Origin of the sequence: Aquimarina sediminis, from assembly GCF_002895435.1 — a bacterium.
Lineage (GTDB): Bacteria > Bacteroidota > Bacteroidia > Flavobacteriales > Flavobacteriaceae > Aquimarina > Aquimarina sediminis.
On record NZ_POYJ01000017.1, the window covers coordinates 65,635 to 89,196 of the forward strand.

Sequence of the window (23,562 nt, forward strand, 5' to 3'; positions counted from 1 at the left end):
GAATCTAATATATCGCCTTATTTTTGTTAAGCCTTACTGTTGCCGAAGTTATTACCTCTTGTAATAATTTTGCAAGTTCAATTGCGTCAATATGGTTTTTTTCATAATTTTCTACCAATTGGTTCAATAGTACAAAACTAGGGTCTGCTGTTATCTGTGCAAAGCTTAACAATGGATCCGGCTGAATATATTTTTTATCTTTTCTAGAAAGAAAGATTCCTTTTAGATTTTGATAATCTGTATCCACCGATGCGTACAAATCATTTCTAAATCGAGAGCAAATTTTATATCCTTCAAAATCCATTATTCTTATTGAAGTTGGGTTACTCTCCATTTTGTTCGTGGTTTGAATATTAATACCATCAATAATGATTGTATTTCCTTTTTTAATGTGAAGATCGTGCATAAGTTGATGCTCTAACGTATTGCCTAGTTTAATTCTTTGTCCATCTCGATCAACAATCAAACGTATACCATCATATAAAACATTAAAACCAACAGAAGCACAATTACTACTACTTAATCCATACTTTCGAAACAGCAACTCTGTTTTTAGAAAAACTAATGCCGATTCTTTCTCTTGTTCAAAGGGCTCTCGTTGATTTTGGTGTTTGATTGTTGCTCTTCTTAACAATAAAACGGCTCTTTCGGGTTTATGATCATCTTCACTCCATACACTAAAACCTAAGTCGACAACCCCATATGCTGGCATAGGACGAATATCTACAGTAGCATGTACCATTGATGCAAATATCAGATGTTCAATAATAACCTCATGTATCGCTTCTGACAACGTCATGAATCCATCAGTATTGGCAAACTTTGGATCTTCGTTAAGAGATACTCCATTTCCCTTAACATCAAAAAGAAAACGTGAATCTTCTTCATACATTTCTGGTTGCCCAAGGATTGCAGAACGATTACATTGAGATGGTCGCCATGCCCGACATCTAACACCTGTCAAACTTATAGAATTATTGGTACAAGAAGAATGTGCCTGTTTATTGGATATAAATGCGGTATTCTCTACTAACCATTTATCAATAGCTGCTTCTTCACAATCAACACCTTTTGTAATTCTATCCCATTGATTTGGAAAATCAGATTTGATTACTTCATAATTTGCAAATATTACTTTTGCATTGGCTACACCAAACATGGTTTCATGATCAAGATGTTGCCCATTAATCAAATAATCTGACAATCGTGTTACGGGAGCATCATTAACGAAAGGAAGTTTTAAATCCTTTTTATAAGAGTGATTCATTGTTTTGATCCTTTACAAAATCTAATAAAGTAACTAGTTTTACACCTTACTTTTTCACCTTAGTAAAGTCCTAATAACAAGCATGTTTACCTTATTTATTTTTAATTACATCAGTAATTTCTGAATAAGAATTCAAAAAAAATATTTCATAACATTTCTTTCTATAATACAAAACCCAACTCATATCTATTTGATTTACAACACCAAACCTAATTACCAACGGCACTACGCCTTAGTATTATTTCACTGAAAACAGGGGAGTAAGAAAAATACCTAGTATTTATATTTGAAAAACGTCTAACAACATTATTTATCGGTAACAGTATGAACAAATTAAAGGAATTTCTAATCGAAGAAATAAAAGAATATGAATGGGATAAAATTGATGGTGTTATTAAATCAATTATCCCAAATATCATTTTCACTGTTGATAAAAATGAATCCGCTCCTAGTCTATTAAGCTCTAGATTTGGAGGTAAACCTGCCACACCTGTTGATTTTGATTGGCCGATACAAACCTTGGGACAAAAAGCTCCACTTGCTTTCTTCTTTCAACTTAATTTTGCAGAAATAAAACCCTTTGATATAGAAAACAAATTTCCTGACAAAGGAATTCTTTTATGCTTCGCTTCAGTAACAGATGATATCATGTGGGAATATGATGCTCCTGATGCATTTAAAACCTATTTTTTTACTGATACCGAAAACCTTATACTTTCTGATATCCCAAACAACATTCCGGATGAGCAAAGGTTATCTTCCAAAACCATAAATTTCAAAAGTTGTTTCCAACTTCCTTTTTATCCTTTTAACTATACTTTATCCGATCAAGGTCTTATTTCTGAAGATGATGCCGATGGAATTGATGAAGTTGCAGGAGAGATACTAAGTGAAGCAATCCATTTCCAAATGCGAACAAAAAAAACTACAAAAACAAGTTTAATATCACCAACACCAAAAAACGAATTATACAGAGTTTTAAGCTGTAATATGCTTCTGGGTGTTCCATTTTCTGTTCAGGATGCTATCGCCGAAAAGTGGGCAGAAAAACATCATAATACTAATGACCTAAGAGAGAACTACGTTAATCTGATTTCTTTTGAAATGAAAGGTCACGAGGGATACGGATTTAATGCTAATGGAGCTCATCTCTATCTTTGCCTGGATAAAGAAGACTTAGAAAACGGAAACCTTAATAATATCACTGCAATAGTTCAAAATACATAAAACACAGTCTCAAAATTTTATGCACTCAATTTGTATTATTCTTATGTTTAACGAATACATCAATTCAAAAAACATGTATAAAAACAAACAATCAACGAAATGAAAAAATTACTCTCTTCAAAATTTTATGATAACCTAAAAAATGTGGTATTCGATCGCCTCGAAAACAAAAACAATAAATCTATTTTAGAAAATGTCGATTGGGAGCAAGAAGCACAAAAATGCTTTACATCATTAAGTACCTTTTTTAAAAACATTAATATTGAGAGACTCCATACTAACGGCATTGATACCATTGGGGTAATTGATATTTGTTGGAATGAATATGGTAGCGACATTGAAGTTGATTTTATGCCGAATAATGATTTTGATACTGCTTTTGATGATGGATGTATCATGAACAATTCTGCAATAGACAATGATAATTTCTTTAGCTTACACTTTAACACCACAGGTGAAGAAAGCTGGCAAAAAATAGGTGATGATTATCAGGAAATCATTCTCATATTCTATTATTTAATCGAAGATATTATTGAAGCCATTACGCAACAGAAAGTCTTTAAAAACTTACCTTTAAAGTCACCTTGCCATATTGGTTTTGCTTCATTTCATGACGAAGAAAGAACCAAAATATTTACTTTAGTATAAAATATGGATTACATAAATCAAAAATATTTCAAAGCTTCAATTGAAGAAACTCCTTTTGAAAGTAACCAAAATAATAAAGCCTGTTCTTTTTGCAGGCATACAAAATCTCCTTCAATTCAATTAGATGACTCATTAACCATTATAAGTAGAGACGCTAACAAAGCAGAAATCGTATGCCTACAATGTTTTTATGAAAAAAAATATTCTTTTGAGCAACAAGCTGAAGGTGGTTATTTAACAAAAGACGGAATACTCCTTGATTCTGAAAAATACAATTACCTAAAAGATTCTCATGATTATGATACTGATCTTTTGCCAAAAGAAAAGCAATTGCTTAGTATAGAAAAATCCAAAATACAAGAGCTACAGCACACCCCTCCTTTTAATGCATGGCAAGGAGCTATCTGGTTGGTTCATTGCAATGATTTCATGACTTTTATTGGTACTTGGGAACATAAGGATTTTGTAAATAATTCTCCTAATAATGACCCTAGTGCTTTTTTTGATAACATCTGTGATAATTGGAATGGAGATGACTTCTATGATAACCAATTTGGTCCTAATAAATCTGAATACGCCGAAAGTACTTTTTATGCCTTTGAGTGTATGCATTGTAAAAAAAAGAGAGGATACGTGGATAATGGATAACAAAAAACCAATCACTAAATGAATCATAATGTTAAATTCGAAATAAGCAACACTATACTCAAACATGCATTGCATGCACAACGACCAGACATTATGTTTATTGAGATAGATACTAGTTTCTCTGATATCTCGGATGAAGGGGGTATCCCTTACCTTAACATTTACTCATATAAAGTATTTCCTGAACGTAAATTGGATCATGCCCTCCAAACAGCAATAGATAATGAAGGTTTTGGATATATAACAGACATCTTGGACGAGATAGTTTCCGATTATTTTAAAATTAAACTAACATCCTTCTATCCCAATTGGCCAGAACAAATAGAATTAGGTGATAAAAAAATAATAGCTTCTATAAAAGATACCATACAGGGTAATGAAAAGAAGTTTGAACATGTTAAAAAAGTAATTTTTAATCATATCGACGATTTTGATTTTGTTAAAATTATAGACAAACCAGCTTAAAACATATTTTAAAACCAAGCTATACTCATATTGCTATGAATACAATAAAAATAATGATAGACGCCTATGGTTATATTGATGATGACGATAATGGAAAAGAAGTAAAGCAGGAAAAAATACTAACTAAAGATCCTAATAGCAATCAATTAACAGTAACAGACCTAAAAGAGATTCTTACTGTAATGATTACATTAGTAAAAGAGGTAAAGACTCAATACCCAGATCAACAAACTGATGTGATACATCATCATGATAACCGATTGGAGCATATCAAATTTCAAATCCAATTTAAAAACAACAATAATACTATTCATAATCTTGATGAAGAATCATTCTTTAAAGAAGCGGCTACTCACGAATCACTTTCAGAACTTATCCTGGGCTATTGTAAAGTTACTGACGATGGAGAAGAAGGAACGCGAATATACATATCCCATGAATACGATGAAGGTTCTCCCGCTGGGACTTATGCCATATTAGCACTCGTAAATCAAGATAAAAAATGGATCTCTAGTTATATTGATTTTTTAAGAACAAACGATTTGGATCATGAAGTTGAGCAAATGTGGCACATTAGAGCCGTAATTGATAAATATCAATGGAGTGAGGATACCTGTCGATTAGCTATCGCCAGAAATATAAGTTGCTGTGGACAGAGCGGCAGGCAGCAGTTTAATGACTTTATTGCCGAAGGGCTAGAAAACTACCTCGAAAAAGAAGGAAATAAAAAAATGTTCATTGATAACATCTTAAAAGAATTTCAGGAATGGGATGCTGTAGAATTTAGGTTAAAAGATGGATCAAAAAAATACTATATCAACTATATTGTATCTCGTGTAAAACATTTTGAAAAAGTCTTGACAGAAGAAGAAATCAATAAAATTGAAATAGTACTTTTGGACAGATGGGATATGTTTCAGAAGAACTAGGCGGCATAAAAAAATAATACTTATATCTTAGTTCTCTCAAGACCTAATTGATGAAAAAAAAGTTAGAAATATGCTGTTACTCTACAGAATCTGCCATACACGCCGAAAAATATGGAGCAGATCGAGTTGAATTATGTGACAATTACCTCGAAGGAGGAACAACTCCATCTTATGCTACCATACAACATTCTATAGAAAAACTAATGATTCCCGTAAATGTAATTGTAAGACCTCGAGGAGGTGATTTTTTATATACAAAAACTGAGTACGAAATCATAAAAAAAGATGTTTTAGAAATTAAAAAACTAAATGCTAATGGCATTGTGATTGGTTTTTTAAAAGCAAATGGAGAAGTCGATATCCAAAGAACCAAAACTATTGTTGATATAGCAAAACCTATGGAAGTAACATTTCACAGAGCTATTGATATGTGCAAAAACCCTTTATCCGCACTAAAACAATTAAAAGAAATAGGTGTTACAAGAGTTTTAACCTCTGGTGCAAAAAAAACTGCTCTAGAGGGTACTGATTTAATCTCAGAATTGGTTCAGCAAGCGGATGGTAAAATTATAATTATGCCTGGTAGTGGTGTAACCGAAAAAAATTTAAAAGAACTAATCCAAAAGACTAAAGCTACAGAATTTCATAGTTCTGCAAAAACATTCGAAAAAAGTAAAATGAAGTATTACAACACGAATATAAATATGGGAGGAAATAACACTACAAATGAGTTTAAAAAAATTATTGTAGATACAGAGAGTATTAAAAAGATGGTTGCAATACTCAACGATAATTAATCCGCATAAGGAATCAAGGATTATACTAAATAATCATACCTCTCCGGGACTTTTTGATATTTTATACTATTAAGAAGTTTCCAAAAAATATTCAACAAGACTGTTTGTCCTAATAATACACTTACATTTATCGCAAAAAAAGGTTATTACATTACCTTAGCAAGTTCTGTTTTTCAAAAAAAAAACAATATTACTGTAACGGTCGTATTGTAGATGTGTCTAAATCATAAATCCAATATTATGATATTAAAAAGACAATCGTATGTGCTACTTATTATAATATTAAGTATCATAACAAGTAGTACTGCCCAAACACAAAAAGTAATGAAAAACGAACAAATGACTCCAGAACAACAAAATGTATTAAAAGCTATTCAAAAAATGACTAATGCTTTTCATAACAAAGATATAGCAGAGGTAATGGCTAGCTATGAACCTAATGCACAAGTGATATTTGAGCCCAAAACACCTATAACAGACAGTACGGTTTTAAAAGAAATGTTTCAACAAGCATTTGCGATAAACCCAAGGTTTAGCTATAGTGGTCATGAGGTTTTTGTAAACGATCGTATAGCTACTCATTTTGCCCCTTGGACAATGACAGGAATGGCTCCCGATGGGACAGAAATCAAACAAAGTGGTTTGTCGGTTGCCATGCTAAGAAAACAAGATAATGGAGAATGGCTTATTATATTTGATAATCCACATGGAAATTTTTTAATGAACTAAGTTTGTACTTATGAATGAAGAGACATCTGACATTACCCTTATTGAATTATCTCTGGCAGGGAATAAATCAGCCTTAGAATCTCTAATTAAGAAGCATCAAGATTGGATATTTAATGTTGCTTTAACTTTTGTTGGAGATAGAAATGAAGCAGCCGATTTAACACAGGAGGTTTTAATTAAAATTGTTACCAAACTAGATACTTTTAATCAAAAAAGTAGTTTTAAAACCTGGGTATACCGAATTGTGAAAAATCATTTTCTCAATATGAAAAGAGGAAAATATGAAACTAGTACTACTAGTTTTGATCAATTTGGGCAAGGACTCGATCAATTACCCAATGAATCTCTTTCTGATTATTCTTATGAGGTAGAAGATAAGCTACTTGTAAAAGAAGCAAAAATCAGTTGTATGAAAGGGATGTTACTATGTCTCGATCGTGAACAGCGGTTGATTTACATCATAGGAGAATTGTTTGAGTTTACGGATACTGTAGGAAGTGACGTTATGGAAATTTCTAAGGAAAATTTTAGAGTAAAATTGCATAGAGCAAAAAAACAATTATACAATTTTATGGATCACAAATGCGGGTTACTCAACAAAAAGAATCCTTGTAGATGTGCCAGAAAGACAGCTGGATTTATAAAAATGGGGTTTGTCGATCCTGTAAACCTGTATTTTCAGAAAGATATAATTGCCAATATCAATAAAGTGATTGATAAAAAAATTGAATCCTTTTCAACCGATATTCTTTCTAATTATCAGCAATTGTTTCAAGAACATCCATTTTTAGAAAGCCCCGATAAGCTAGCTTCTATTAAAAGCTTGTTATCTAGCAAAAACATAAAGGACACATTCAATCTAGAAAAAAATTGATTCGACTTTCTATAACGTAAAACGTCTGGCAGTTTAAATTCACAATCATAAACTAATTCATTTAATTATCTTAGTAGCGGATAAAAGACATCGACTTTTATCCGCTATACTTTTTTATTAAAAAAATAATTCAAAATACTTAAATGACCAGAGACATTATAGAAATAAACAATTTTGTAGTCTTAATTGAGGAGTCCACGGCAGAAAAAACTATTGTTGAAAAATGTGACTTTGGTGATCCTGTTATTGGATTTTCTTTTTATGGTTCTGGAGATGTAAAATTAAGCATCGGTCATGGGAACAAAAAGAGAACTTTCCATCACACAAAAGGTTTTGCAATGTCTTTTTTTGCCAATGATCAAGTAGAGTTCGAACATAGCATATCTCATGATAAACCATTACAGTGTATTTGTATATTTTCGACAGTTAAGAACTTAGACAAACTACCCGAACAAGAAAGCGAGATATTTACCAAATACTTAAATAAGCTTATTCATCCAACAGAAGATTTTGTTGAAGGTCCAAATTTTTATATGGCGCACGATATGCAAAATGCAGTTGATAAAATTTTTAATACTACCTACAAAGGGACTCCTCGAATGATGTTTTTAAGAAGTCAGATAACCGAGTTACTATCCCACTTCTTTGCATTAATTTCTTCAAATACTGACAATAACGCCAACGCTATTAAAAAAGAAGACCGTGAAAAACTATATCATGCCAAAGAAATACTCTCGCAAAGTATCGATACTCCTCCTTCTCTTCATGAGCTTTCAAAGTTAATCGGACTTAATAATTATAAGCTCAAAAAAAACTTTAAAGAATTATTTGGTGTACCTGTCTATAAATACTTACAAAATGAGCGATTAAATAAAGCTTATGAATTACTAAACACAGGTGATACAAGTATACGAGAAGCGGCTTGGGCAGTTGGGTACGAAAGCTTAAGTTCGTTTTCTAGTGCTTTTCTCAAAAAATTCGGTTTTCGACCCAGTGAGATAAAAAAGTAATCCGTTTCGAGCAAATTTCAATCCTTCTCAAACAAATATACTAAAGCAAGAAACTCCAATTTTGTATTCGTAAACAAGTAATACAAACTATGGTTTCTTTTAATAGTCATATTCAAACAATTATTTTATGTGTAGCAACACTGTTAACGGGGCTTCTGGCAGGAGTCTTTTTTACATGGGCTAACGCAGTGACTACTGGCATAGGAAGGTTAAACGACACAAACTATTTAAGAGCTTTTCAAGAAATGAATAGAACTATTTTAAACCCTTTGTTCTATATTATTTTTGCAGGTCCATTAGTCTTATCATTTATCGCTGCTTTTTTTTACAGAGATCGACCTATTGTTTTATGGATTTTAATAGCAGTAATCGCAATTTATTTTATTGGTGTTTTTTTGATCACTATATCAGGAAATATCCCTCTTAATGAAATGCTGGATAAAACCAATTTGGAAGATTTCGATTTAAACAACGCTAAAAACCTAAGAGACAAATTTGAAGCTAAATGGAATAGTTTACACCTGATCAGAACTATTGCTTCACTTACTTCTTTTTTGTTACTGATTCTTGCCTGCTTGTTTAAAGATAACAACATATAGTAAACGTATAGAAAACTTAAAATAGTACCCCATCCTATAATTTAATTCAAAAAAATAATTATGAAAGAAAAAAAGATTTTAGTCCTTGGAGGAAAAGGAAAAACTGGTCGTAGAGTCGCCGAAAAACTTATAGAGCTTAATAAAGAAATTCGTATTGGATCAAGAAATGAGACCCCCGCATTTGATTGGGAAAATCCAGAAACCTGGTCAGATGCACTAGATGACATTCATAGCATCTATATCACGTTTCAGCCTGATCTAGCCATACCAAGTGCTGCCGAAACAATTAAGAAATTTACCACTCTGGCTGTTGACATGGGAGTAAAAAAAATGGTTTTACTCTCTGGTAGAGGCGAAAAAGAGGCAGAAGTATCAGAACAAATCGTAATGAATGCTGGGGTTGACTGGACGATTGTCAGGGCTAGTTGGTTTAATCAAAATTTTAGTGAGAGCTTTTTTCTGGATCCAATTTTAGCAGGTCATATTGCTTTGCCAAGAGGAGAAACACCAGAGCCTTTTATAGATGTAAATGATATTGCAGATGTTGTTGTAGAATCTCTTTTACATGATAAGCACAATGGGCAAATTTATGAATTGACTGGTCCTCGTTTACTAACATTTAAACAAATTATTGCTGAAATTTCAAAAGTTACTGGTAGAGAAATCACATTCGAGGCATTGACAATAGATGACTACACAAAAATGCTTAGAGAGCATCAAGTCCCTGAAGATTATATATGGCTTATCAATTATCTTTTTACAGAAGTTTTGGATGGTAGGAATTCTAACTTAACTAATGACGTAGAAAAGGTTCTAGGAAGAAAAGCCACAGATTTCACCCAATACCTTAAAGAAACAGTACAAACAGGTATATGGAATCCTGTGAATCAATTACCATAGAGAGACAAAGGGTAAGACAATATAATGTCTAAAAAATCGTGGGTAAGCACAAATCATAAAGGTTTGTGCTTTTTCATTTATAACTCTCATTAATCCTTCAGTTTTTATATCTCAATCAAAAAGATGTTTAACATTAAAAAACTACTGTTTTAACAGAGTTAACAACAACAAAATCTACATTTTGTACGTTAGGTAGTAGTATAAACTCATGCTATAAACAGATGAATATACTACCTAAATACGGGTTATTACAGTTTAGAAACGCTGCTAGGATATATAGTAAACCTATTACCGAGAGTTTACACCTCTTTAAAGAGGAGACAAAATTTCTTAAAGTTTCTCTATTTCTTTCTCATAAGTATGATGAACTCGAAGAACTTGATAGTGCCATTAATTTTTTAAAAGGATTTGGTGTACTTATTTATGCAGATTATCTACTGGATGAGAATAATATAGAAGGTACAGATGACTCGAACACCAAAGAAGTAAGACAAGAGGTCGAAGAGAAAATAAAAGAAAACAAAAAGTTTATTTTTCTTGCCACGGAGGACGCTATCAATTCTAAACAATGTAAGTGGGAAGTAAGATATGCAAACACACAAAAGACATTAGACAACATTGCTATTCTACCCATAAGGGAGGATTATACCGATTATGGAGGGGCTGAATATTTGAAAAAATATCCTTATATCCAAAAAAATGAAACCAAGCCAGAGATATATGAAGTTAAATTTCCTAATGGTGATATTTTGGAACTTGGAGCTTGGCTTGCTTTATAAACAAATCTTCTAATGTATAATCACTTTGAATCAAGCTTAATCCAAAGTGATTATTATATCGTTTAAAGAGTATCAACCTTCACTAACAAACTTGAACTTATCTTAAAAAAACTGACAGTCAAGAAGATTAAAGTTCTTTAGCTACTTTTTGAACAGCTTCAATTGTCGCATCCAAATCATCATAGGTAAGTGCATCAGTAATAAACCAAGTCTCAAAAGCACTTGGAGCGATATAAACACCATTGTCTAACATGCCATGAAAGAACTTCTTAAATGTATCATTATTACCTTTTGCAGCGGAGTCAAAATCTACAACAGCATCTTCTGCAAAATGAACCGATATCATAGAACCAATTCTATTGATGGTATGGGTAATATTTTGATTTTGCAGTGCCTTTGCGATACCTTCATGTAAATACTGAGTTTTATCATTCAGGCTTTTAAAAATTTTCGCATCAGTGTTTAATTCAGTTAGCATTGCTAATCCCGCTGCCATAGCCAGAGGATTACCGCTTAGTGTTCCTGCTTGATATACCGGTCCTAATGGGGCTAGATGATTCATAATTTCCGAACGTGCTGCAAATGCTCCTACGGGCAATCCACCGCCAATAACTTTACCAAAAGTAACAATATCTGCATGTACTCCTGTAAGTTCTTGCGCTCCTCCCTTTGCTAACCTAAAACCAGTCATTACCTCATCAAATATTAAGAGGATATTATGAGCGTCACATAATGATCTAAGCCCTTCTAGAAAACCTTTGACCGGGGGGATACATCCCATATTTCCTGCAATAGGTTCTATGATAATACAGGCAATCTCTTCTTTATTAGATTCAATTATACTCTCTACATGTTTTAGGTCATTATATCTTGTTAATAATGTATCTTGCGCTGTTCCCTTAGTGACACCCGGGCTATTCGGACTACCAAATGTAATGGCTCCACTCCCAGCCTGAATCAAAAAAGAATCGCTATGACCATGATAACATCCCGCAAATTTGATAATCTTATCTTTACCTGTAAACCCACGAGCCAGTCGTACAGCACTCATACAAGCTTCTGTTCCTGAGTTTACAAACCTTATCTTATCTATATTAGGAACCATTGCAACCGCTAATTCTGCAATCTGGGTTTCAATCTCGGTAGGCATACCAAAGCTAGTTCCTTTTTTTGCTTTTTCTATAACCGCATCTACCACTGGTTGGTGTGCATGGCCTAATATCATCGGTCCCCAGGAATTTATATAGTCTATTAAACGGTTACCATCCTCATCATAGAGGTATGCTCCTTTTGCTTCTTTTACAAATATAGGGTCTCCTCCAACGGCTTTGAATGCTCGTACTGGCGAATTAACACCTCCTGGAATTACTTTTTGCGCCTCTGCAAACAGTGCGCTACTTCTTTTATAAATCATCCTTAATTGAAATCTTCTTCTTCAGTATCGGCAGCGGTTATTTTAAGAACTTGTCCGATCATGATGTTATTATTTGATAGATTATTAAATGTCTTCAGTTCTTCTACAGAGATTTTATATCTTCTAGAAATAGAGTATAATGTATCTCCCTTTTTTACCAAATGCCCTCCCTTTTTATCTGGAGTAGAAATTATTACGGCTACCGCTTTGTTTTGTGTACTTCTTTCTCTAGACCCTCGACCAAGAACCTCATTATCATACTTGTACAACTGGTATCGTTCTATAATAGAGATTAGTTTTTGGGGGTACTTCTTATCAGTAGCATATCCAGCCTCACGTAAACCTCTTGCCCATGATTTATAATCCCTTTTGCTAAATGTAAACAATCTTGAGTATCGCTTTCTATCTTTTAAAAAGAGAGAGTGATCTCTAAAGGATTCGCTAGCCAGATTATATTTTCTAAAACACTCCTGAGAAAGATCATCATCATGATAAACACGATCCCCTTCCCAATCATGGCACTTGATTCCAAAATGATTTTTTGCTTTTTGAGTCAACTCTCCATACCCTGCTCCCGATTCCAAAATCCCCTGTGCCAAAGTAATACTTGCCGGGATGCCGTATGTTTTCATTTCGCTTTTTGCAATACCCGAAAACTCAAAAATATAACGTTGTACTCTATCTTTATATGATAATACAGGAAGTGGTTTTTTTGTCTCTTCTTCCTTCTTATTCTTTGGTTCAACTATTATCTCTTTAGTACTTCGCTCTACATGAGTAACTGTAGTTCGCTTTGGTATAGGTTTTGGAGTACGAGAAGATGTTACTTTTTTACTTCCTCCACAAGAAATCATAAACGTAGTAACACCTAGTAATAAAATAAATTTCTTCATTTTTTAATATCCAATTGTAATAAGGGGTAACTTCTTTTTCTTTAATCTTTCGTTCATTCCGGCGATTCCTTGCAAACCTCCAGTATGAATGGCTAAAATACGAGTATTTTTCTTAAAAACCCCTTTTTGTATTAGGTCAAAAATCCCATAAATCATCTTACCTGTATAGACTGGATCTAATAAGATATGTTGCTCTTTGTTAAATCTATTGATAAACTCAATCCCTTCTTGATTTATTTTGCCATATCCACCAAAATGATACTCTTCGATAAGCTTCCAATTAGTTTTTGAAGTATATTTTTTAATTTCTTCTGTTAGAAAATTTCCCTTCAAGGCAGGAAACCCTATAACCGTTTGATGTATCTCTGCACTATTTATTATTCCTGTAATTGTTCCTCCTGTTCCTACTGCACAACAAATAATGTCATAGCTTTTATCATTTGGAGTAAGAATTTCTTCACACCCTTTAATAGCTAATGGATTGGTTCCTCCTTCGGGAATTATGTAGCACGAGCCAAATTCATGCTTTAACTCTTCTAAAAAAAGAGAAGACGTCTTATTTCTGTAGTGCTCTCTGCTAATAAATTTAAAACGCATTCCTTCTTTAGATGCAAATTGCAGGGTGTCGTTTTCAGACAATGTTTTATCAAGATTTCTACCTAACTCATCTCCTCGTATGACTCCTATGGTTTGTAATCCCATAATTTTGCCAGCTGCAGCCGTAGCTGCGATATGATTACTGAAAGCCCCTCCAAAAGTAAGAATAGTCTTGAAACCAGACCTCTTGGCTTCGAGAAGGTTGTATTTTAACTTTCTAAATTTATTACCAGACACATCTTTATGCAGTTTATCTTCTCTTTTGATCTCAAGAGAAACTTCTGCGGCGGTCAAAATTGAATGAGTAATCGACTGATTTTCTGAAGGTGTGGTTTCCGAAGAAAAAATATACATCTACCAATATTTTATAAAACTCCAAGGTTTTCTCGTTTTGAGGTACTCAAGATTATCCTCATTAAAATAAGCCTCTCTCTCGAAAGAAATATTACGATAAGCCCGATGCAAATTTCGGTATTTTAGTACGCGAATAACATACTCTGTAAAATAAATTATATAGAAAGGTAATACCAGTAACTCTGCCTGTTGGCGTATATGAATTCTCTCGTGATTAATAAAGGCTTGATCCTCTTTAAGGAAAGAGTTATTTATCACAATAAAGGGCCATAAGGCAATGCCTACAAAACGACGACCTATCAAATATTTGTTAACAATTATGGGCATATAGCTGCAAGATAGTATTTTTGTAAATATGAATAACCCTAAAAAAATATTAACTCCAAAAGAAGGAGATTATTATCTGACCCCAGAAGGGTATCGATGTTTTACAGAACAATATCACCTTAGAAGGGGCTATTGTTGTGAGAGCGGGTGCAGGCATTGCCCCTATGGCTATGATAAAAAAACGAATCGTTATTCTAAAAAATAAGTTCGCAACTACCTCATGGTATGATTATTGTGGCTGAATAAATACAAAAAAAGCTATTGTTAAACGTATAAAACACAAGGATTATGAAATTTATTTCACTTTTATCATTAATCCTTATCATAACTCTTACTTCTTGCTCTTCGGTGCGTGTTGCTTCTGATTATGATAAGCAGGCTAATTTTAATGCTTATAAAAGCTTTGCTTTCTATAAGCCAGGAATCGATAAAGCAGAAATTAGCGATCTTGACAAAAAACGAATCTTAAGAGCTATCGAAGCGGATATGACTGCAAAAGGTTTTGCTAAGTCCTCAAATCCAGACGTATTAGTTAGTATTTTTACAAAGACTAAAGAAAATGTAAATATATACCAGAACAACTTCGGCTGGGGATATGGATGGGGATGGAACCCCTGGTTCTGGGGATCTGGTTACAATACTGTATCTACTACTACCGAAGGAACTCTGTATATAGACCTTATTGATGCTTCTAAAAAAGAATTGATCTGGCAAGGTATGGGAACATCCGCATTGACTAGAGATGTACATAAAAAGCAGGAGAAAATGAATGAAATTGTTACTGCTATACTAGAAAAATACCCTCCTCAGTCCAATTAAATTACCTAGTGTATTCTACAATATAAAGATAAGGCTATCTTAAACAAGTTAAGATAGCCTTATTTGCATATACATATGTAAACAAAATTGAAATGACAAAAACCTAACCTTCTATGGTATGCGCTACTTTGATTTTACATTTGGTTTCAAAAGAATACGCCCCATTTTCTCTTAGTACAGGAAGTCTATTATCTATACACATATACCGATACTCACAAGTTTTGCATTCTGTTATGACATCCTTATTAATCCTCCAGTATTTCTGAAAAGGAGGCGATTTTATGATATCATAAAGTTCTTCATCAGAGGTTTCAGTAATTTTTCCAAATGCTTCCTTTGTTTCAGGGGCATTTTTTATTACACCTTCATTATCGATATATAATTTTCGGTTAAAATATACATTGTGTTTCTGAGCTTCTGTGAACAAAGGAATATTAACTCGAAAGAAACATTCTTTTCTGAAAATAAAATCCTCAGACTTAGATATCATTATCTTTTTAGAGTTCGTTTTTTTAATTTCATTAGTTAATAAAAAAAGTGTGTCTACTCGTTTGTTATTGTCAATAAGCGCTTCAAAACTTTTTATGTCTTGATTATCTCCTAATCTCACTTCAAAAACAATTGAATATATAGGAGAAGCCTCTAAAAGATGTAAAACTGTTTGGATTACCTCTATAGATTCTTCCTCCTCAACCCTAATATATAAATGTTCACATCCCAAGGATATGACAGCATTAAAAATTTTATTCAAAATGGGAAACGTTACTTCACTTATTTCTAAAATCATATTTGTGATCTCAGAGGCATAATCCCATATTATATCTAATTTTGGAAATAACTTTTGTTGATCTTTATCCACAAGAAAAGCCACTTCTTCATCAATTAAAAACTGTATATATTCATATACAGCTTCATAATTTTCTGCTCCTCCCAGGTTGTACAATTCTGATATATTATGGGTATCAAAAAACTGAGTAAAATCGTATAAATCATTAGGAACATCTATAACCCTACTTCTTTGCAGGTCATATATTGCAGATTTACTTTGCCCTTTAACAGGAATACAATTAGAGTATAACGTTATGTATTGTTCATTCATCATTTGTATCTAGGGTATTGAAGAGATATTGCTTTATAAAACCTTCTCTTAGAAGCATATCTATCATTATACATAGGTATTTGTATCCTATTACTAATTCGTTTTTTTGAAATAGCACTAATAGATGTCATTTCTGATAGATGTAATAAAACAGGTAATTCTATTTTTTTATCCTTTTTGATACTCTCCAGAATATCCTCTGCTTCTTTTTTAGGTATCATATCGTATAAGTTTTTGTGCAATTTTTTTTTCTAAGTTATAGTTACATGGATATGAGACCATACCAAATTGACCAATGGGGTTGACCTCTAGAAAAACATATTCTTTTGAAGTCGTATATATTAAATCAAAAGAGCAGCTATTCAGGTCTAATTTTTTGGCTAGTTTTTTAAGCTTTGACGCTATTATTTCTGGTAACTGATATGGAATCGTTCTATTTGGTTTTTCATGATTATATTGTCTAAAATCTGTTTCCGTTTTTTGATCTTCTTGCGAAAAAATTGCCATAGAATAGAATTCATCTACTAGCAGATAGCTACGTATCTCGAAGGTTTTGTGTATATTTTTCTGAAACTGACTTATTCCAAATGTGTTTTCAAAAAATTTGGCTATTTCTTTATTTATAACTGTAGTATAATTAGGTAACCAATATGTATCTCCATAAAATCCTATCGGGTTATTAATAGCCTTTGTAATAAATTCTCCTTTCTGTAACTGCTTGTTTAACTCTTTTTTCTTATTGGTAATTATTGTTCTGGGAATAGTAAGTCCCAAATCTTTAGCCATCGTTAGTACAATAAGCTTATTCACTTTTTTACCATTATAATTATTAAGAGAGAATTTTTGACCTAACAAAAAATGCAAATATTCAAAGAGTTCCCTATTCTCTTTTTGTAAAAAGTCTTCAATTTTATCTGATACAAAATTACTCTCCCATACATTTTCTTTGGTTTTAAAGTTTCCTCGTCTATACCATACTGATGAAATTTCATTAAAATTAACAGATGTTCCTGAGCAATTAAGAAACACCTCTGATGTATTAACATTAACCGTTATGCTATCGATTATATTATTGTTGTTTAATACAATATACTTTACTCCAAAATGGTTTAACCATTTGATAATGTCTATGGTGCTTTCGTCTTGTTCTATGGATATAATTAGTATCATGAATTCATATATTATACCCACTCAAAATATGTAATTTGAGTGGGTATTTTTTTTAGACTAATTAATCTTCGTGACCATCTGTCCCAGTACTCATACCATCAACATAGGTACCAATATCTCCTGTTCCGTAGGATACATCATAAGGTTCGCTTCTACTCCAAGCTACTCCATACCCATAAAATATACCTCCAGTAGTCTTTTCCATTTGCTCTTTAGATACTTCAAAGTTTTTTAACGATTGCATTTTTTTAGTGCTCATAATCTATTAATTTGTTGTGCTTACTCTTTTTTTATTGGATTTTTAGCTTCCTCCTGTTTAGATCGATCTATACTCTAGTACACTTTATTAAAATTCATTACCCAATTATGATTCATTAAATTTTCTAAATAGAGAATGGACAACTGCTTTTGCCAAAGGAAAAGGTTATTTTTTATGTACATTTATACTTAATTTGATACTAAAGCTATATGCGTAATTTTCTACTTGGTGTACTTTTGGCTTCACTTATAGCACTTGGAATAAAATATATTGTTGATCGATCCAACACACAAGACATAGAAGTAGCCTCTTCTGGGCTTATTCTGGATCAAATCAAAAATGTAGGCAAGCTAGTAGTAACCGAAGGTCATTTTTCTGATATAATTACCTATAAAAATGATAAGACTTATTTTAAGGTACTATCCTCTAAGAAAAAAATAATTGTAATGGTTAATGCTAATGTGCAAGTCTCTTATGATCTGAGAAAAATTGAACACTCTATTGATAAAGAGGCAAAAACGCTAACCATAACAAAAATTCCTGAGGCAGAAATCAATATTAATCCTGAAATAAAGTATCACGACATACAGGAAGGGATTATCAATAAATTTAATGCTAAAGACCATAACAACATACGGAAAATAGTCATAAAAGAATTGAATAAAAAAGTGAAGAAATCTGCGTTGGTTAAAAACTCCAAAAACAGGCTTATTAGTGAATTACAAAAAATATATATTCTTACCAATTCTCTAGGCTGGACATTAAAATATAAAGATACGACCATAGATAGCCAAACTGGCATTGAAGAACTAATCAAATTATAATACTAAATTGGTTTAATTTTCAGAAAAAGACAGTCTACAGTAAAGAAATTAGTATCTACACTAAGGAAATATATACTAAAGAAATGAGCATATGCAATAAAGAAATTCGGGTTTAATTTTTTGAGTACTTTTTCTTAAGAATTGGTATAAAGTAAAAAGATGGAAAGAAAAATTTCTTCCCATCTTTTAATTTAAAAAAATCTGAATTACAGAATTCATTTTGTCCCTTAAACTCCAGTGTTATTACAGATTTATAAATTTGTTTACTATCCTATAACGCATCACTTTATCTATACCCTACCCTTTTTTTTAAAAAAAATAAGAAAATTATCATATTTATATTATTAAGCATAGGTTAATAGCTATTTCATGTTTCCTATACACAAAAAAATCTCCCTAAAACGTAAATTACTGTAACCTTTTTTCTTATTAGTAATCAAAGGGTTAAACAAACAACGTCTAATTATGGTATTTAGAAATACAATTCCTATTCAAAATTTGAAATGCGACAACTGTGCAACAGAATTAAAAAGGCAACTCTTGCAAATCCCAAATATCACCAATGTTTTTATCGACATGGATTATTCACAGGTTACTTTTAATCACACCTGTGTAAACGATTTATCAAATATTGAAAACCTCTTAACTTTTTTAGGGTTTCCCGTTAATGGCGAAAAAACTAAAAAGAAAAACACTATTGGATGTTATTGTAAGGATCAATCCAAAAACTATTGTATTTTAAAAACTCCCGATTCATCTTTTCAGGACAATGCTTAAGAATATATTAGTTTCAATTACGTATACATAGGAGCATATTTAAAAGAAAGTTATTCTCTCGATACTATTCGTAAAAAACAGCCATTTGATCTAATCCTTTTCTATCAAGATCAGGTACATAAGCAGGAAATTTAGGATATCCAACGGGAAGCAAAAGAAAAGCTCTTTCATTACTAGGTCTATCCAGAATTTTTGCTAAAAAATTCATTGGGCTTGGTGTATGTGTCAAGGTTACCAACCCGGCATTATGGATTGCAGATATCAACATACCACAAGCTATACCTATTGATTCATTTACATAATAATTATTATGCTTACCGCCGTCTTCTTCAAACTCATATACTTTTTTGAAAGCAATAATCAACCAGGGTGCAATTTCTAAAAAAGGTTTATTCATATTGGTATCTAATGGTTCAAGGTCTTTTTTCCAGCGTTCACTCATTCTATTTTCGTAATTTTCTTTTTCCTCGACCTCTGCTTCTTTTCTTATTTTTGTTTTTAGTGCAGGGTTAGAAATCGCACAAAATGTCCAGGGCTGTTTATGAGCCCCCGAAGGAGCAGTCGAAGCGCTTCTGATTAAATTTTCAATTACTTCTTTAGGAACGGGGGTGTCAGAAAAATCTCTTACAGATCGCCTTTTATCCAACCACTCATGAAATGATTTACTTTTTAAAACCATTTCTTTTTCAGAAAAAGTATCTGATTGGTATGAGATATGCTTATATCCATTGATGTGAATACTATTTGGTGATTTCATTTTATCTTATGCTTAGGTTAAATTAGTAATTTATAATACCTGAAGTAACACAGCCACTTATATAAGGTATGCTATAAATTTATAAATTATTTCCCGTTTTTCACTCTAAATCAACATTGTATACACTAGGAGAAATTATTCTTTTTCTTTTTCAGTGATTGTTCTAAAGGTCAAATTTATTCGTGGCGTGGTTACCAATTTTGTGGGAGGTAATCGGTGCAACCAGTAGGTTTGGGTAGTTCCTTTCATAACAAGTAAACTTCCACTTTCCAGAATTAGAGAAACATTTTTTTTCGATTCTTTATGTTTAAAAGCAAATTTTCGTGCGGCTCCAAAGCTTAATGAGGCGATGGCTCCATCTTTTTTCAGGTCTTTTTCGCCATCACTATGCCAAGCCATTCCTTCGCTTCCTGTATGATACAGATTAAGTAAACACGAATTGAAGGTTTCTCCTGTTTTTTCTTCTACAAGTAGTTTTAACTCTAACAATTCTGGTGTCCAGGGTAATGCACGTTTTGTTGTATTTGAATAGGTATACTCAAATGGTTTTTCTCCATACCAAGCTACTTTCCGTTTAGTTTCAATTCGTTTCCCAAAAATAATGGCAACATCATTTTTCCAGGCAATAGTACTCATTAGGCTATTAAAATAATCGGAAGCTTGTTGTAACGACATTAGTTTTCCGTAATAATTTACTACTCCATCTTGATGTAGTAAATTATGTTTTTCGCCAAATTCATTATTGAATAAATCCATTTTTCCATTTTTGATAGGCAATTTTCATGCAATGCCCGCATGGTCTATACCCATTATCTTTTGCTTCTTTCTCTGATAAGAAAAAGACTCTATTCTCTCGCTTCATTCTTTTCCCAGAGCCACATCCTAGTTTTCCATAAATTTTTAGTTTCCTATTCCCTCCCAGGCATATTTCTTTCTGCCTTATTTTGCTTTTTATCTCACTATCACTTACTGTACTATGTCTAATCATTTTTTAACTGGTTGCATCATGAAATATTATGCCAAGCGTATGCCGCTCTCCATGATTAATTTCACTCACGCCATGTTTCATATGAACTCTATAATACCCTTTTGTTCCTTTAACAGGTCTAAAATTGGTTGTAAATAGTAGCATATCTCCTTTTTGAGGTTTTAATACAATCGCTTTGGATTGTGCTCTTGGTGTTTGTTGTGTTAACACAAACTCACCACCCGTAAAATCAACCTCTGGTTCATTTAATAAAAATACTGCTTGAATCGGAAAATAAACATCTCCATACAAATCCTGATGCAATGTATTAAATCCTCCTTTTCCATATTTTAAAATCAAGGGAGTCGGTTTTAATTGATTATTAGCATGACATTGCTCCCTAAGTTCTAGTAATGTTTCAGGAAAACGGGTATTTATTTTTAAAACCTTCATCCATACATTAGCTATCGGAGCTAATTTAGGATAAATAGTTGAGCGAATGGTCTCAATAATTCCTGGTAATGGATAATCAAAATATTTATACTCGCCGATACCAAACCGATATCGTTGCATAACCACTGTCTTACGATACCCATCAGTGTTATCATATTGTTCTATAAACTGATGACATTCTTTTTCTGAAAGATATTTGGGTACGATCGCATATCCTTTTTCATGCATATCTGATGTAATTTGTTGCCAATCGATATCCTCTGTTTTGATCATAATCTATAATAAAGCTATTTCTAAAAATATTCCTGATAATTTTTCTGGTTGACTAAAAAAAGGAGAGTGACTGGTAGGTAAGCTATATACTTTTTTGCAAGGCATCTCTGTATACATCTTTTTTTGAATAAAAGGAGTAACAGCTCTATCTTCTGTACATTCGATATAATACCTAGGAATACTACCATAATTCTCCTCAGAAAGCTCTAAGGGTGTTATCGCTGATTCAACTGGCTCATGGCTTAATAAAACTTTTGCCAATTCGGTTATATCTTGATCACAATCATGATATAAACCTTCTTTATAAATTCCTGATTGCAAGGTATGAGAGTTTGATTCTTCGTATCGGGTTACATAAGGCTTTAGTACACCATCTATATCTAGTGATGAATATTCTGCCTGAGTTTTACCGTTAGGTATCAAATAAGCAGCAAGATAAATCAGTTTTTCTACTTTTCCTGGACGATATTCTGCTGCTTGCGAAATCATGATTCCATTTTTACTATGTCCTACAAGAATCACTTTTCCTTCTATACTATCAATAAGCTGACATATTTTTTTTACGGTAGATTTCATTTTTACTTCTCTGATAGGGGTTTTGTCCCTTCCCATTCCCGGTAGATCTACAGCTATAGCTTTATGACCTTGTTTTTCTATAATTGGCACCACCTTATGCCAGTTCCAGGCACTATGCCACGAACCATGAATTAAAATAAATGTTTTCATCTTGGTATATTTTAATGGAGTAAAATTGATGTAGTTTTCAAAAGTTTAAAACCCGTTTCTTGCTTATTTACGAATTTACTTTTGCTGCTTCCCAGCCGATTATTGCAGATTTCCTTGTATTCCCCCACATATACCCTCCTATTTCTCCAGAGGATTGTATCACCCTGTGACAAGGGATTAGAAATGCAACAGGATTACTACCAATTGCTGTTCCTACGGCTCTCGATGCTTTTGGCTTATCAATTTCTTTGGCTATTGTCCCGTAAGTGGTAAGGTCTCCCATGGGAATTTTTAGCAATGTTTCCCACACTTTTAATTGAAAGGGGGTTCCATTTAAATGTAGTTTTATTTGATTTAATTTACTCCAATCGTATTGAAAAATAAATAAGGCATCTTGTTGTATTTTGTCTACCACCTGGTTGTATGTTGCATTTGAGAACCGTGCTTTTAGGTCTATCAATGCTTGCTGCTCATTAACTGCAAAAGACATATGACAAATTCCTTTTGTTGTAGAGCCCACAATCAAATTTCCAAAAGGACTTTCTGCAAAACTGTAATTAATGGCAAGGTTTTCTCCATTATTCTTGTATTCTCCCGGGGTCATCCCCTCGATATTGATAAATAAATCATGAAGCCGCCCGGTACCCGACAGCCCTGTTTCATGAGCTGTATCAAATAGCGTTGCTTTTTTCTCTTTTAAAAGCTGTTTGGCATATTCTACGCTTATATATTGCATGAATTTTTTAGGGCTTACACCTGCCCAATCTGTAAATAATCGTTGAAAATGAAAAGGGCTTAGATGTACTGTTTCGGCTATTTCGTTTAAAGAAGGTTGCTCCTTAAAGTTTGCTTTTATATAGCTTATTGCTTCTGCAATTCGACTATAATTAATTTGTTCCTGCTCTGTCATTGTTTCAAATTTTATACTACAAAAGTATATGCCTTTTGACCGCCACAAAACCCGAATCTTGCTAAATTATA

31 protein-coding genes are annotated in these 23,562 nt (G+C 32.7%); 16 read left to right on the forward strand and 15 right to left on the reverse strand.

Annotation, left to right across the window (positions count from 1 at the left end):
- Positions 1-4: 4 nt before the first annotated feature.
- Positions 5-1,267, reverse strand: a complete 1,263-nt coding sequence (locus C1X07_RS23765; RefSeq protein WP_103072550.1) for a hypothetical protein — start codon at positions 1,265-1,267, stop codon at positions 5-7.
- Positions 1,268-1,591: 324 nt separating this feature from the next.
- Between C1X07_RS23765 and C1X07_RS23770 the strand changes: the two genes are divergently transcribed.
- From C1X07_RS23770 to C1X07_RS23825, 12 genes are all read left to right on the forward strand, one after another.
- A complete protein-coding gene (locus tag C1X07_RS23770; protein ID WP_103072551.1) occupies positions 1,592-2,494 on the forward strand; it encodes a DUF1963 domain-containing protein in 903 nt (300 codons plus the stop codon).
- 99 nt (positions 2,495-2,593) lie between these two features.
- Positions 2,594-3,142: a hypothetical protein gene (locus tag C1X07_RS23775; protein ID WP_103072552.1), complete on the forward strand. Its 549-nt coding sequence runs from the start codon at positions 2,594-2,596 to the stop codon at positions 3,140-3,142.
- A 3-nt stretch (positions 3,143-3,145) separates the two neighbouring features.
- Positions 3,146-3,790 carry a CbrC family protein gene (locus C1X07_RS23780; RefSeq protein WP_103072553.1) on the forward strand — a complete coding sequence of 215 codons (645 nt, stop codon included), beginning with the start codon at positions 3,146-3,148 and terminating at the stop codon, positions 3,788-3,790.
- An 18-nt stretch (positions 3,791-3,808) separates the two neighbouring features.
- Positions 3,809-4,255: a hypothetical protein gene (locus tag C1X07_RS23785; RefSeq protein ID WP_128755388.1), complete on the forward strand. Its 447-nt coding sequence runs from the start codon at positions 3,809-3,811 to the stop codon at positions 4,253-4,255.
- A gap of 35 nt (positions 4,256-4,290) precedes the next feature.
- Complete coding sequence (locus C1X07_RS23790) at positions 4,291-5,184, forward strand: hypothetical protein (protein ID WP_128755389.1); 894 nt, start codon at positions 4,291-4,293, stop codon at positions 5,182-5,184.
- Positions 5,185-5,234: 50 nt separating this feature from the next.
- Positions 5,235-5,981 (forward strand): copper homeostasis protein CutC, encoded by a 747-nt coding sequence (locus C1X07_RS23795; RefSeq protein WP_103072556.1) that lies wholly within the window; start codon positions 5,235-5,237, stop codon positions 5,979-5,981.
- A 240-nt stretch (positions 5,982-6,221) separates the two neighbouring features.
- Entirely contained in the window at positions 6,222-6,710 is a 489-nt protein-coding gene (locus tag C1X07_RS23800) for a YybH family protein (protein ID WP_164914246.1), read from the forward strand.
- A gap of 10 nt (positions 6,711-6,720) precedes the next feature.
- Positions 6,721-7,584 carry an RNA polymerase sigma factor gene (locus C1X07_RS23805; protein WP_103072558.1) on the forward strand — a complete coding sequence of 288 codons (864 nt, stop codon included), beginning with the start codon at positions 6,721-6,723 and terminating at the stop codon, positions 7,582-7,584.
- A gap of 143 nt (positions 7,585-7,727) precedes the next feature.
- Complete coding sequence (locus C1X07_RS23810) at positions 7,728-8,594, forward strand: helix-turn-helix domain-containing protein (protein WP_103072559.1); 867 nt, start codon at positions 7,728-7,730, stop codon at positions 8,592-8,594.
- An 89-nt stretch (positions 8,595-8,683) separates the two neighbouring features.
- Positions 8,684-9,193 carry an anthrone oxygenase family protein gene (locus C1X07_RS23815; RefSeq protein WP_103072560.1) on the forward strand — a complete coding sequence of 170 codons (510 nt, stop codon included), beginning with the start codon at positions 8,684-8,686 and terminating at the stop codon, positions 9,191-9,193.
- A 60-nt stretch (positions 9,194-9,253) separates the two neighbouring features.
- Positions 9,254-10,093 (forward strand): NmrA family NAD(P)-binding protein, encoded by an 840-nt coding sequence (locus C1X07_RS23820; RefSeq protein ID WP_103072561.1) that lies wholly within the window; start codon positions 9,254-9,256, stop codon positions 10,091-10,093.
- A gap of 221 nt (positions 10,094-10,314) precedes the next feature.
- On the forward strand, positions 10,315-10,872 hold the full coding sequence (locus C1X07_RS23825) for a TIR domain-containing protein (protein ID WP_103072562.1): 558 nt from the start codon (positions 10,315-10,317) through the stop codon (positions 10,870-10,872).
- 127 nt (positions 10,873-10,999) lie between these two features.
- On the opposite strand, the gene hemL is transcribed toward C1X07_RS23825, so the two are convergent.
- From hemL to C1X07_RS23845, 4 genes are read right to left on the reverse strand one after another with little or no spacing between them, the layout of a single operon-like run.
- Positions 11,000-12,286 carry a glutamate-1-semialdehyde 2,1-aminomutase gene (hemL, locus tag C1X07_RS23830; protein WP_103072563.1) on the reverse strand — a complete coding sequence of 429 codons (1,287 nt, stop codon included), beginning with the start codon at positions 12,284-12,286 and terminating at the stop codon, positions 11,000-11,002.
- 2 nt (positions 12,287-12,288) lie between these two features.
- Positions 12,289-13,179: a glucosaminidase domain-containing protein gene (locus C1X07_RS23835; RefSeq protein WP_103072564.1), complete on the reverse strand. Its 891-nt coding sequence runs from the start codon at positions 13,177-13,179 to the stop codon at positions 12,289-12,291.
- Between the two features lie 3 nt (positions 13,180-13,182).
- On the reverse strand, positions 13,183-14,130 hold the full coding sequence (locus tag C1X07_RS23840) for a 1-aminocyclopropane-1-carboxylate deaminase/D-cysteine desulfhydrase (RefSeq protein ID WP_103072565.1): 948 nt from the start codon (positions 14,128-14,130) through the stop codon (positions 13,183-13,185).
- The gene (locus C1X07_RS23845) at positions 14,131-14,457 is read right to left on the reverse strand and encodes a hypothetical protein (RefSeq protein ID WP_103072566.1); all 327 of its coding nucleotides are present in this window, start codon (positions 14,455-14,457) and stop codon (positions 14,131-14,133) included.
- A gap of 28 nt (positions 14,458-14,485) precedes the next feature.
- Here C1X07_RS23845 and C1X07_RS25180 point away from each other — a divergent pair, with 28 nt between their 5' ends.
- A complete protein-coding gene (locus C1X07_RS25180; protein WP_164914247.1) occupies positions 14,486-14,662 on the forward strand; it encodes a DUF5522 domain-containing protein in 177 nt (58 codons plus the stop codon).
- Between the two features lie 83 nt (positions 14,663-14,745).
- On the forward strand, positions 14,746-15,276 hold the full coding sequence (locus tag C1X07_RS23850) for a DUF4136 domain-containing protein (RefSeq protein WP_103072567.1): 531 nt from the start codon (positions 14,746-14,748) through the stop codon (positions 15,274-15,276).
- 103 nt (positions 15,277-15,379) lie between these two features.
- On the opposite strand, the gene gwsS is transcribed toward C1X07_RS23850, so the two are convergent.
- The 4 genes from gwsS to C1X07_RS23870 form a co-directional block, all read right to left on the reverse strand.
- Entirely contained in the window at positions 15,380-16,378 is a 999-nt protein-coding gene (gene gwsS, locus C1X07_RS23855; RefSeq protein ID WP_103072568.1) for a grasp-with-spasm system SPASM domain peptide maturase, read from the reverse strand.
- Positions 16,375-16,596, reverse strand: coding sequence for a hypothetical protein (locus C1X07_RS23860; protein WP_103072569.1), 222 nt, complete (start codon positions 16,594-16,596; stop codon positions 16,375-16,377). The genes gwsS and C1X07_RS23860 overlap by 4 nt, the downstream gene beginning before the upstream one ends.
- Entirely contained in the window at positions 16,586-17,545 is a 960-nt protein-coding gene (gene gwsG / locus C1X07_RS23865; protein WP_103072570.1) for a grasp-with-spasm system ATP-grasp peptide maturase, read from the reverse strand. Before gwsG ends, C1X07_RS23860 begins: the two co-directional genes overlap by 11 nt.
- Before the next feature lie 61 nt (positions 17,546-17,606).
- Entirely contained in the window at positions 17,607-17,804 is a 198-nt protein-coding gene (locus C1X07_RS23870; RefSeq protein WP_103072571.1) for a hypothetical protein, read from the reverse strand.
- Positions 17,805-18,013: 209 nt separating this feature from the next.
- On the opposite strand from C1X07_RS23870, the gene C1X07_RS23875 reads away from it, so the two are divergent.
- Both C1X07_RS23875 and C1X07_RS23880 read left to right on the forward strand, forming a co-directional pair.
- A complete protein-coding gene (locus C1X07_RS23875) occupies positions 18,014-18,628 on the forward strand; it encodes a DUF4230 domain-containing protein (RefSeq protein WP_103072572.1) in 615 nt (204 codons plus the stop codon).
- 465 nt (positions 18,629-19,093) lie between these two features.
- Positions 19,094-19,405 carry a heavy-metal-associated domain-containing protein gene (locus tag C1X07_RS23880; RefSeq protein WP_103072573.1) on the forward strand — a complete coding sequence of 104 codons (312 nt, stop codon included), beginning with the start codon at positions 19,094-19,096 and terminating at the stop codon, positions 19,403-19,405.
- Positions 19,406-19,469: 64 nt separating this feature from the next.
- Here C1X07_RS23880 and C1X07_RS23885 read toward each other — a convergent pair whose 3' ends face one another.
- The 6 genes from C1X07_RS23885 to C1X07_RS23910 form a co-directional block, all read right to left on the reverse strand.
- Entirely contained in the window at positions 19,470-20,162 is a 693-nt protein-coding gene (locus C1X07_RS23885; RefSeq protein WP_103072574.1) for a nitroreductase family protein, read from the reverse strand.
- A gap of 135 nt (positions 20,163-20,297) precedes the next feature.
- Complete coding sequence (locus C1X07_RS23890) at positions 20,298-20,918, reverse strand: alpha-ketoglutarate-dependent dioxygenase AlkB family protein (protein WP_103072575.1); 621 nt, start codon at positions 20,916-20,918, stop codon at positions 20,298-20,300.
- Positions 20,902-21,150 (reverse strand): Ada metal-binding domain-containing protein, encoded by a 249-nt coding sequence (locus C1X07_RS23895; protein WP_103072576.1) that lies wholly within the window; start codon positions 21,148-21,150, stop codon positions 20,902-20,904. Before C1X07_RS23895 ends, C1X07_RS23890 begins: the two co-directional genes overlap by 17 nt.
- A 3-nt stretch (positions 21,151-21,153) precedes the next feature.
- On the reverse strand, positions 21,154-21,855 hold the full coding sequence (locus tag C1X07_RS23900) for a 2OG-Fe(II) oxygenase (RefSeq protein WP_103072577.1): 702 nt from the start codon (positions 21,853-21,855) through the stop codon (positions 21,154-21,156).
- 3 nt (positions 21,856-21,858) lie between these two features.
- Entirely contained in the window at positions 21,859-22,581 is a 723-nt protein-coding gene (locus C1X07_RS23905; RefSeq protein ID WP_103072578.1) for an alpha/beta fold hydrolase, read from the reverse strand.
- Between the two features lie 67 nt (positions 22,582-22,648).
- Entirely contained in the window at positions 22,649-23,491 is an 843-nt protein-coding gene (locus C1X07_RS23910; RefSeq protein ID WP_103072579.1) for a bifunctional helix-turn-helix domain-containing protein/methylated-DNA--[protein]-cysteine S-methyltransferase, read from the reverse strand.
- Positions 23,492-23,562 lie beyond the last annotated feature (71 nt).

What these genes read in the sequence shown, in the direction of transcription:
- C1X07_RS23870 (WP_103072571.1), bottom strand. Translation starts at nt 17,804, where the DNA reads ATGAGCACTAAAAAAATGCAATCGTTAAAAAACTTTGAAGTATCTAAA.
- C1X07_RS23850 (WP_103072567.1), top strand. Translation starts at nt 14,746, where the DNA reads ATGAAATTTATTTCACTTTTATCATTAATCCTTATCATAACTCTTACT.
- C1X07_RS23805 (WP_103072558.1), top strand. Translation starts at nt 6,721, where the DNA reads ATGAATGAAGAGACATCTGACATTACCCTTATTGAATTATCTCTGGCA.
- C1X07_RS23880 (WP_103072573.1), top strand. Translation starts at nt 19,094, where the DNA reads ATGGTATTTAGAAATACAATTCCTATTCAAAATTTGAAATGCGACAAC.
- C1X07_RS23885 (WP_103072574.1), bottom strand. Translation starts at nt 20,162, where the DNA reads ATGAAATCACCAAATAGTATTCACATCAATGGATATAAGCATATCTCA.
- C1X07_RS23910 (WP_103072579.1), bottom strand. Translation starts at nt 23,491, where the DNA reads ATGACAGAGCAGGAACAAATTAATTATAGTCGAATTGCAGAAGCAATA.
- C1X07_RS23780 (WP_103072553.1), top strand. Translation starts at nt 3,146, where the DNA reads ATGGATTACATAAATCAAAAATATTTCAAAGCTTCAATTGAAGAAACT.
- C1X07_RS23900 (WP_103072577.1), bottom strand. Translation starts at nt 21,855, where the DNA reads ATGATCAAAACAGAGGATATCGATTGGCAACAAATTACATCAGATATG.
- C1X07_RS23790 (WP_128755389.1), top strand. Translation starts at nt 4,291, where the DNA reads ATGAATACAATAAAAATAATGATAGACGCCTATGGTTATATTGATGAT.
- C1X07_RS23890 (WP_103072575.1), bottom strand. Translation starts at nt 20,918, where the DNA reads ATGGATTTATTCAATAATGAATTTGGCGAAAAACATAATTTACTACAT.
- C1X07_RS23815 (WP_103072560.1), top strand. Translation starts at nt 8,684, where the DNA reads ATGGTTTCTTTTAATAGTCATATTCAAACAATTATTTTATGTGTAGCA.
- C1X07_RS23820 (WP_103072561.1), top strand. Translation starts at nt 9,254, where the DNA reads ATGAAAGAAAAAAAGATTTTAGTCCTTGGAGGAAAAGGAAAAACTGGT.
- C1X07_RS23800 (WP_164914246.1), top strand. Translation starts at nt 6,222, where the DNA reads ATGATATTAAAAAGACAATCGTATGTGCTACTTATTATAATATTAAGT.
- hemL (WP_103072563.1), bottom strand. Translation starts at nt 12,286, where the DNA reads ATGATTTATAAAAGAAGTAGCGCACTGTTTGCAGAGGCGCAAAAAGTA.
- C1X07_RS23770 (WP_103072551.1), top strand. Translation starts at nt 1,592, where the DNA reads ATGAACAAATTAAAGGAATTTCTAATCGAAGAAATAAAAGAATATGAA.
- C1X07_RS23810 (WP_103072559.1), top strand. Translation starts at nt 7,728, where the DNA reads ATGACCAGAGACATTATAGAAATAAACAATTTTGTAGTCTTAATTGAG.
- C1X07_RS23795 (WP_103072556.1), top strand. Translation starts at nt 5,235, where the DNA reads ATGAAAAAAAAGTTAGAAATATGCTGTTACTCTACAGAATCTGCCATA.
- C1X07_RS23860 (WP_103072569.1), bottom strand. Translation starts at nt 16,596, where the DNA reads ATGATACCTAAAAAAGAAGCAGAGGATATTCTGGAGAGTATCAAAAAG.
- C1X07_RS25180 (WP_164914247.1), top strand. Translation starts at nt 14,486, where the DNA reads ATGAATAACCCTAAAAAAATATTAACTCCAAAAGAAGGAGATTATTAT.
- C1X07_RS23835 (WP_103072564.1), bottom strand. Translation starts at nt 13,179, where the DNA reads ATGAAGAAATTTATTTTATTACTAGGTGTTACTACGTTTATGATTTCT.
- C1X07_RS23775 (WP_103072552.1), top strand. Translation starts at nt 2,594, where the DNA reads ATGAAAAAATTACTCTCTTCAAAATTTTATGATAACCTAAAAAATGTG.
- C1X07_RS23845 (WP_103072566.1), bottom strand. Translation starts at nt 14,457, where the DNA reads ATGCCCATAATTGTTAACAAATATTTGATAGGTCGTCGTTTTGTAGGC.
- C1X07_RS23785 (WP_128755388.1), top strand. Translation starts at nt 3,809, where the DNA reads ATGAATCATAATGTTAAATTCGAAATAAGCAACACTATACTCAAACAT.
- C1X07_RS23875 (WP_103072572.1), top strand. Translation starts at nt 18,014, where the DNA reads ATGCGTAATTTTCTACTTGGTGTACTTTTGGCTTCACTTATAGCACTT.
- gwsS (WP_103072568.1), bottom strand. Translation starts at nt 16,378, where the DNA reads ATGATGAATGAACAATACATAACGTTATACTCTAATTGTATTCCTGTT.
- gwsG (WP_103072570.1), bottom strand. Translation starts at nt 17,545, where the DNA reads ATGATACTAATTATATCCATAGAACAAGACGAAAGCACCATAGACATT.
- C1X07_RS23825 (WP_103072562.1), top strand. Translation starts at nt 10,315, where the DNA reads ATGAATATACTACCTAAATACGGGTTATTACAGTTTAGAAACGCTGCT.
- C1X07_RS23905 (WP_103072578.1), bottom strand. Translation starts at nt 22,581, where the DNA reads ATGAAAACATTTATTTTAATTCATGGTTCGTGGCATAGTGCCTGGAAC.
- C1X07_RS23765 (WP_103072550.1), bottom strand. Translation starts at nt 1,267, where the DNA reads ATGAATCACTCTTATAAAAAGGATTTAAAACTTCCTTTCGTTAATGAT.
- C1X07_RS23840 (WP_103072565.1), bottom strand. Translation starts at nt 14,130, where the DNA reads ATGTATATTTTTTCTTCGGAAACCACACCTTCAGAAAATCAGTCGATT.
- C1X07_RS23895 (WP_103072576.1), bottom strand. Translation starts at nt 21,150, where the DNA reads ATGATTAGACATAGTACAGTAAGTGATAGTGAGATAAAAAGCAAAATA.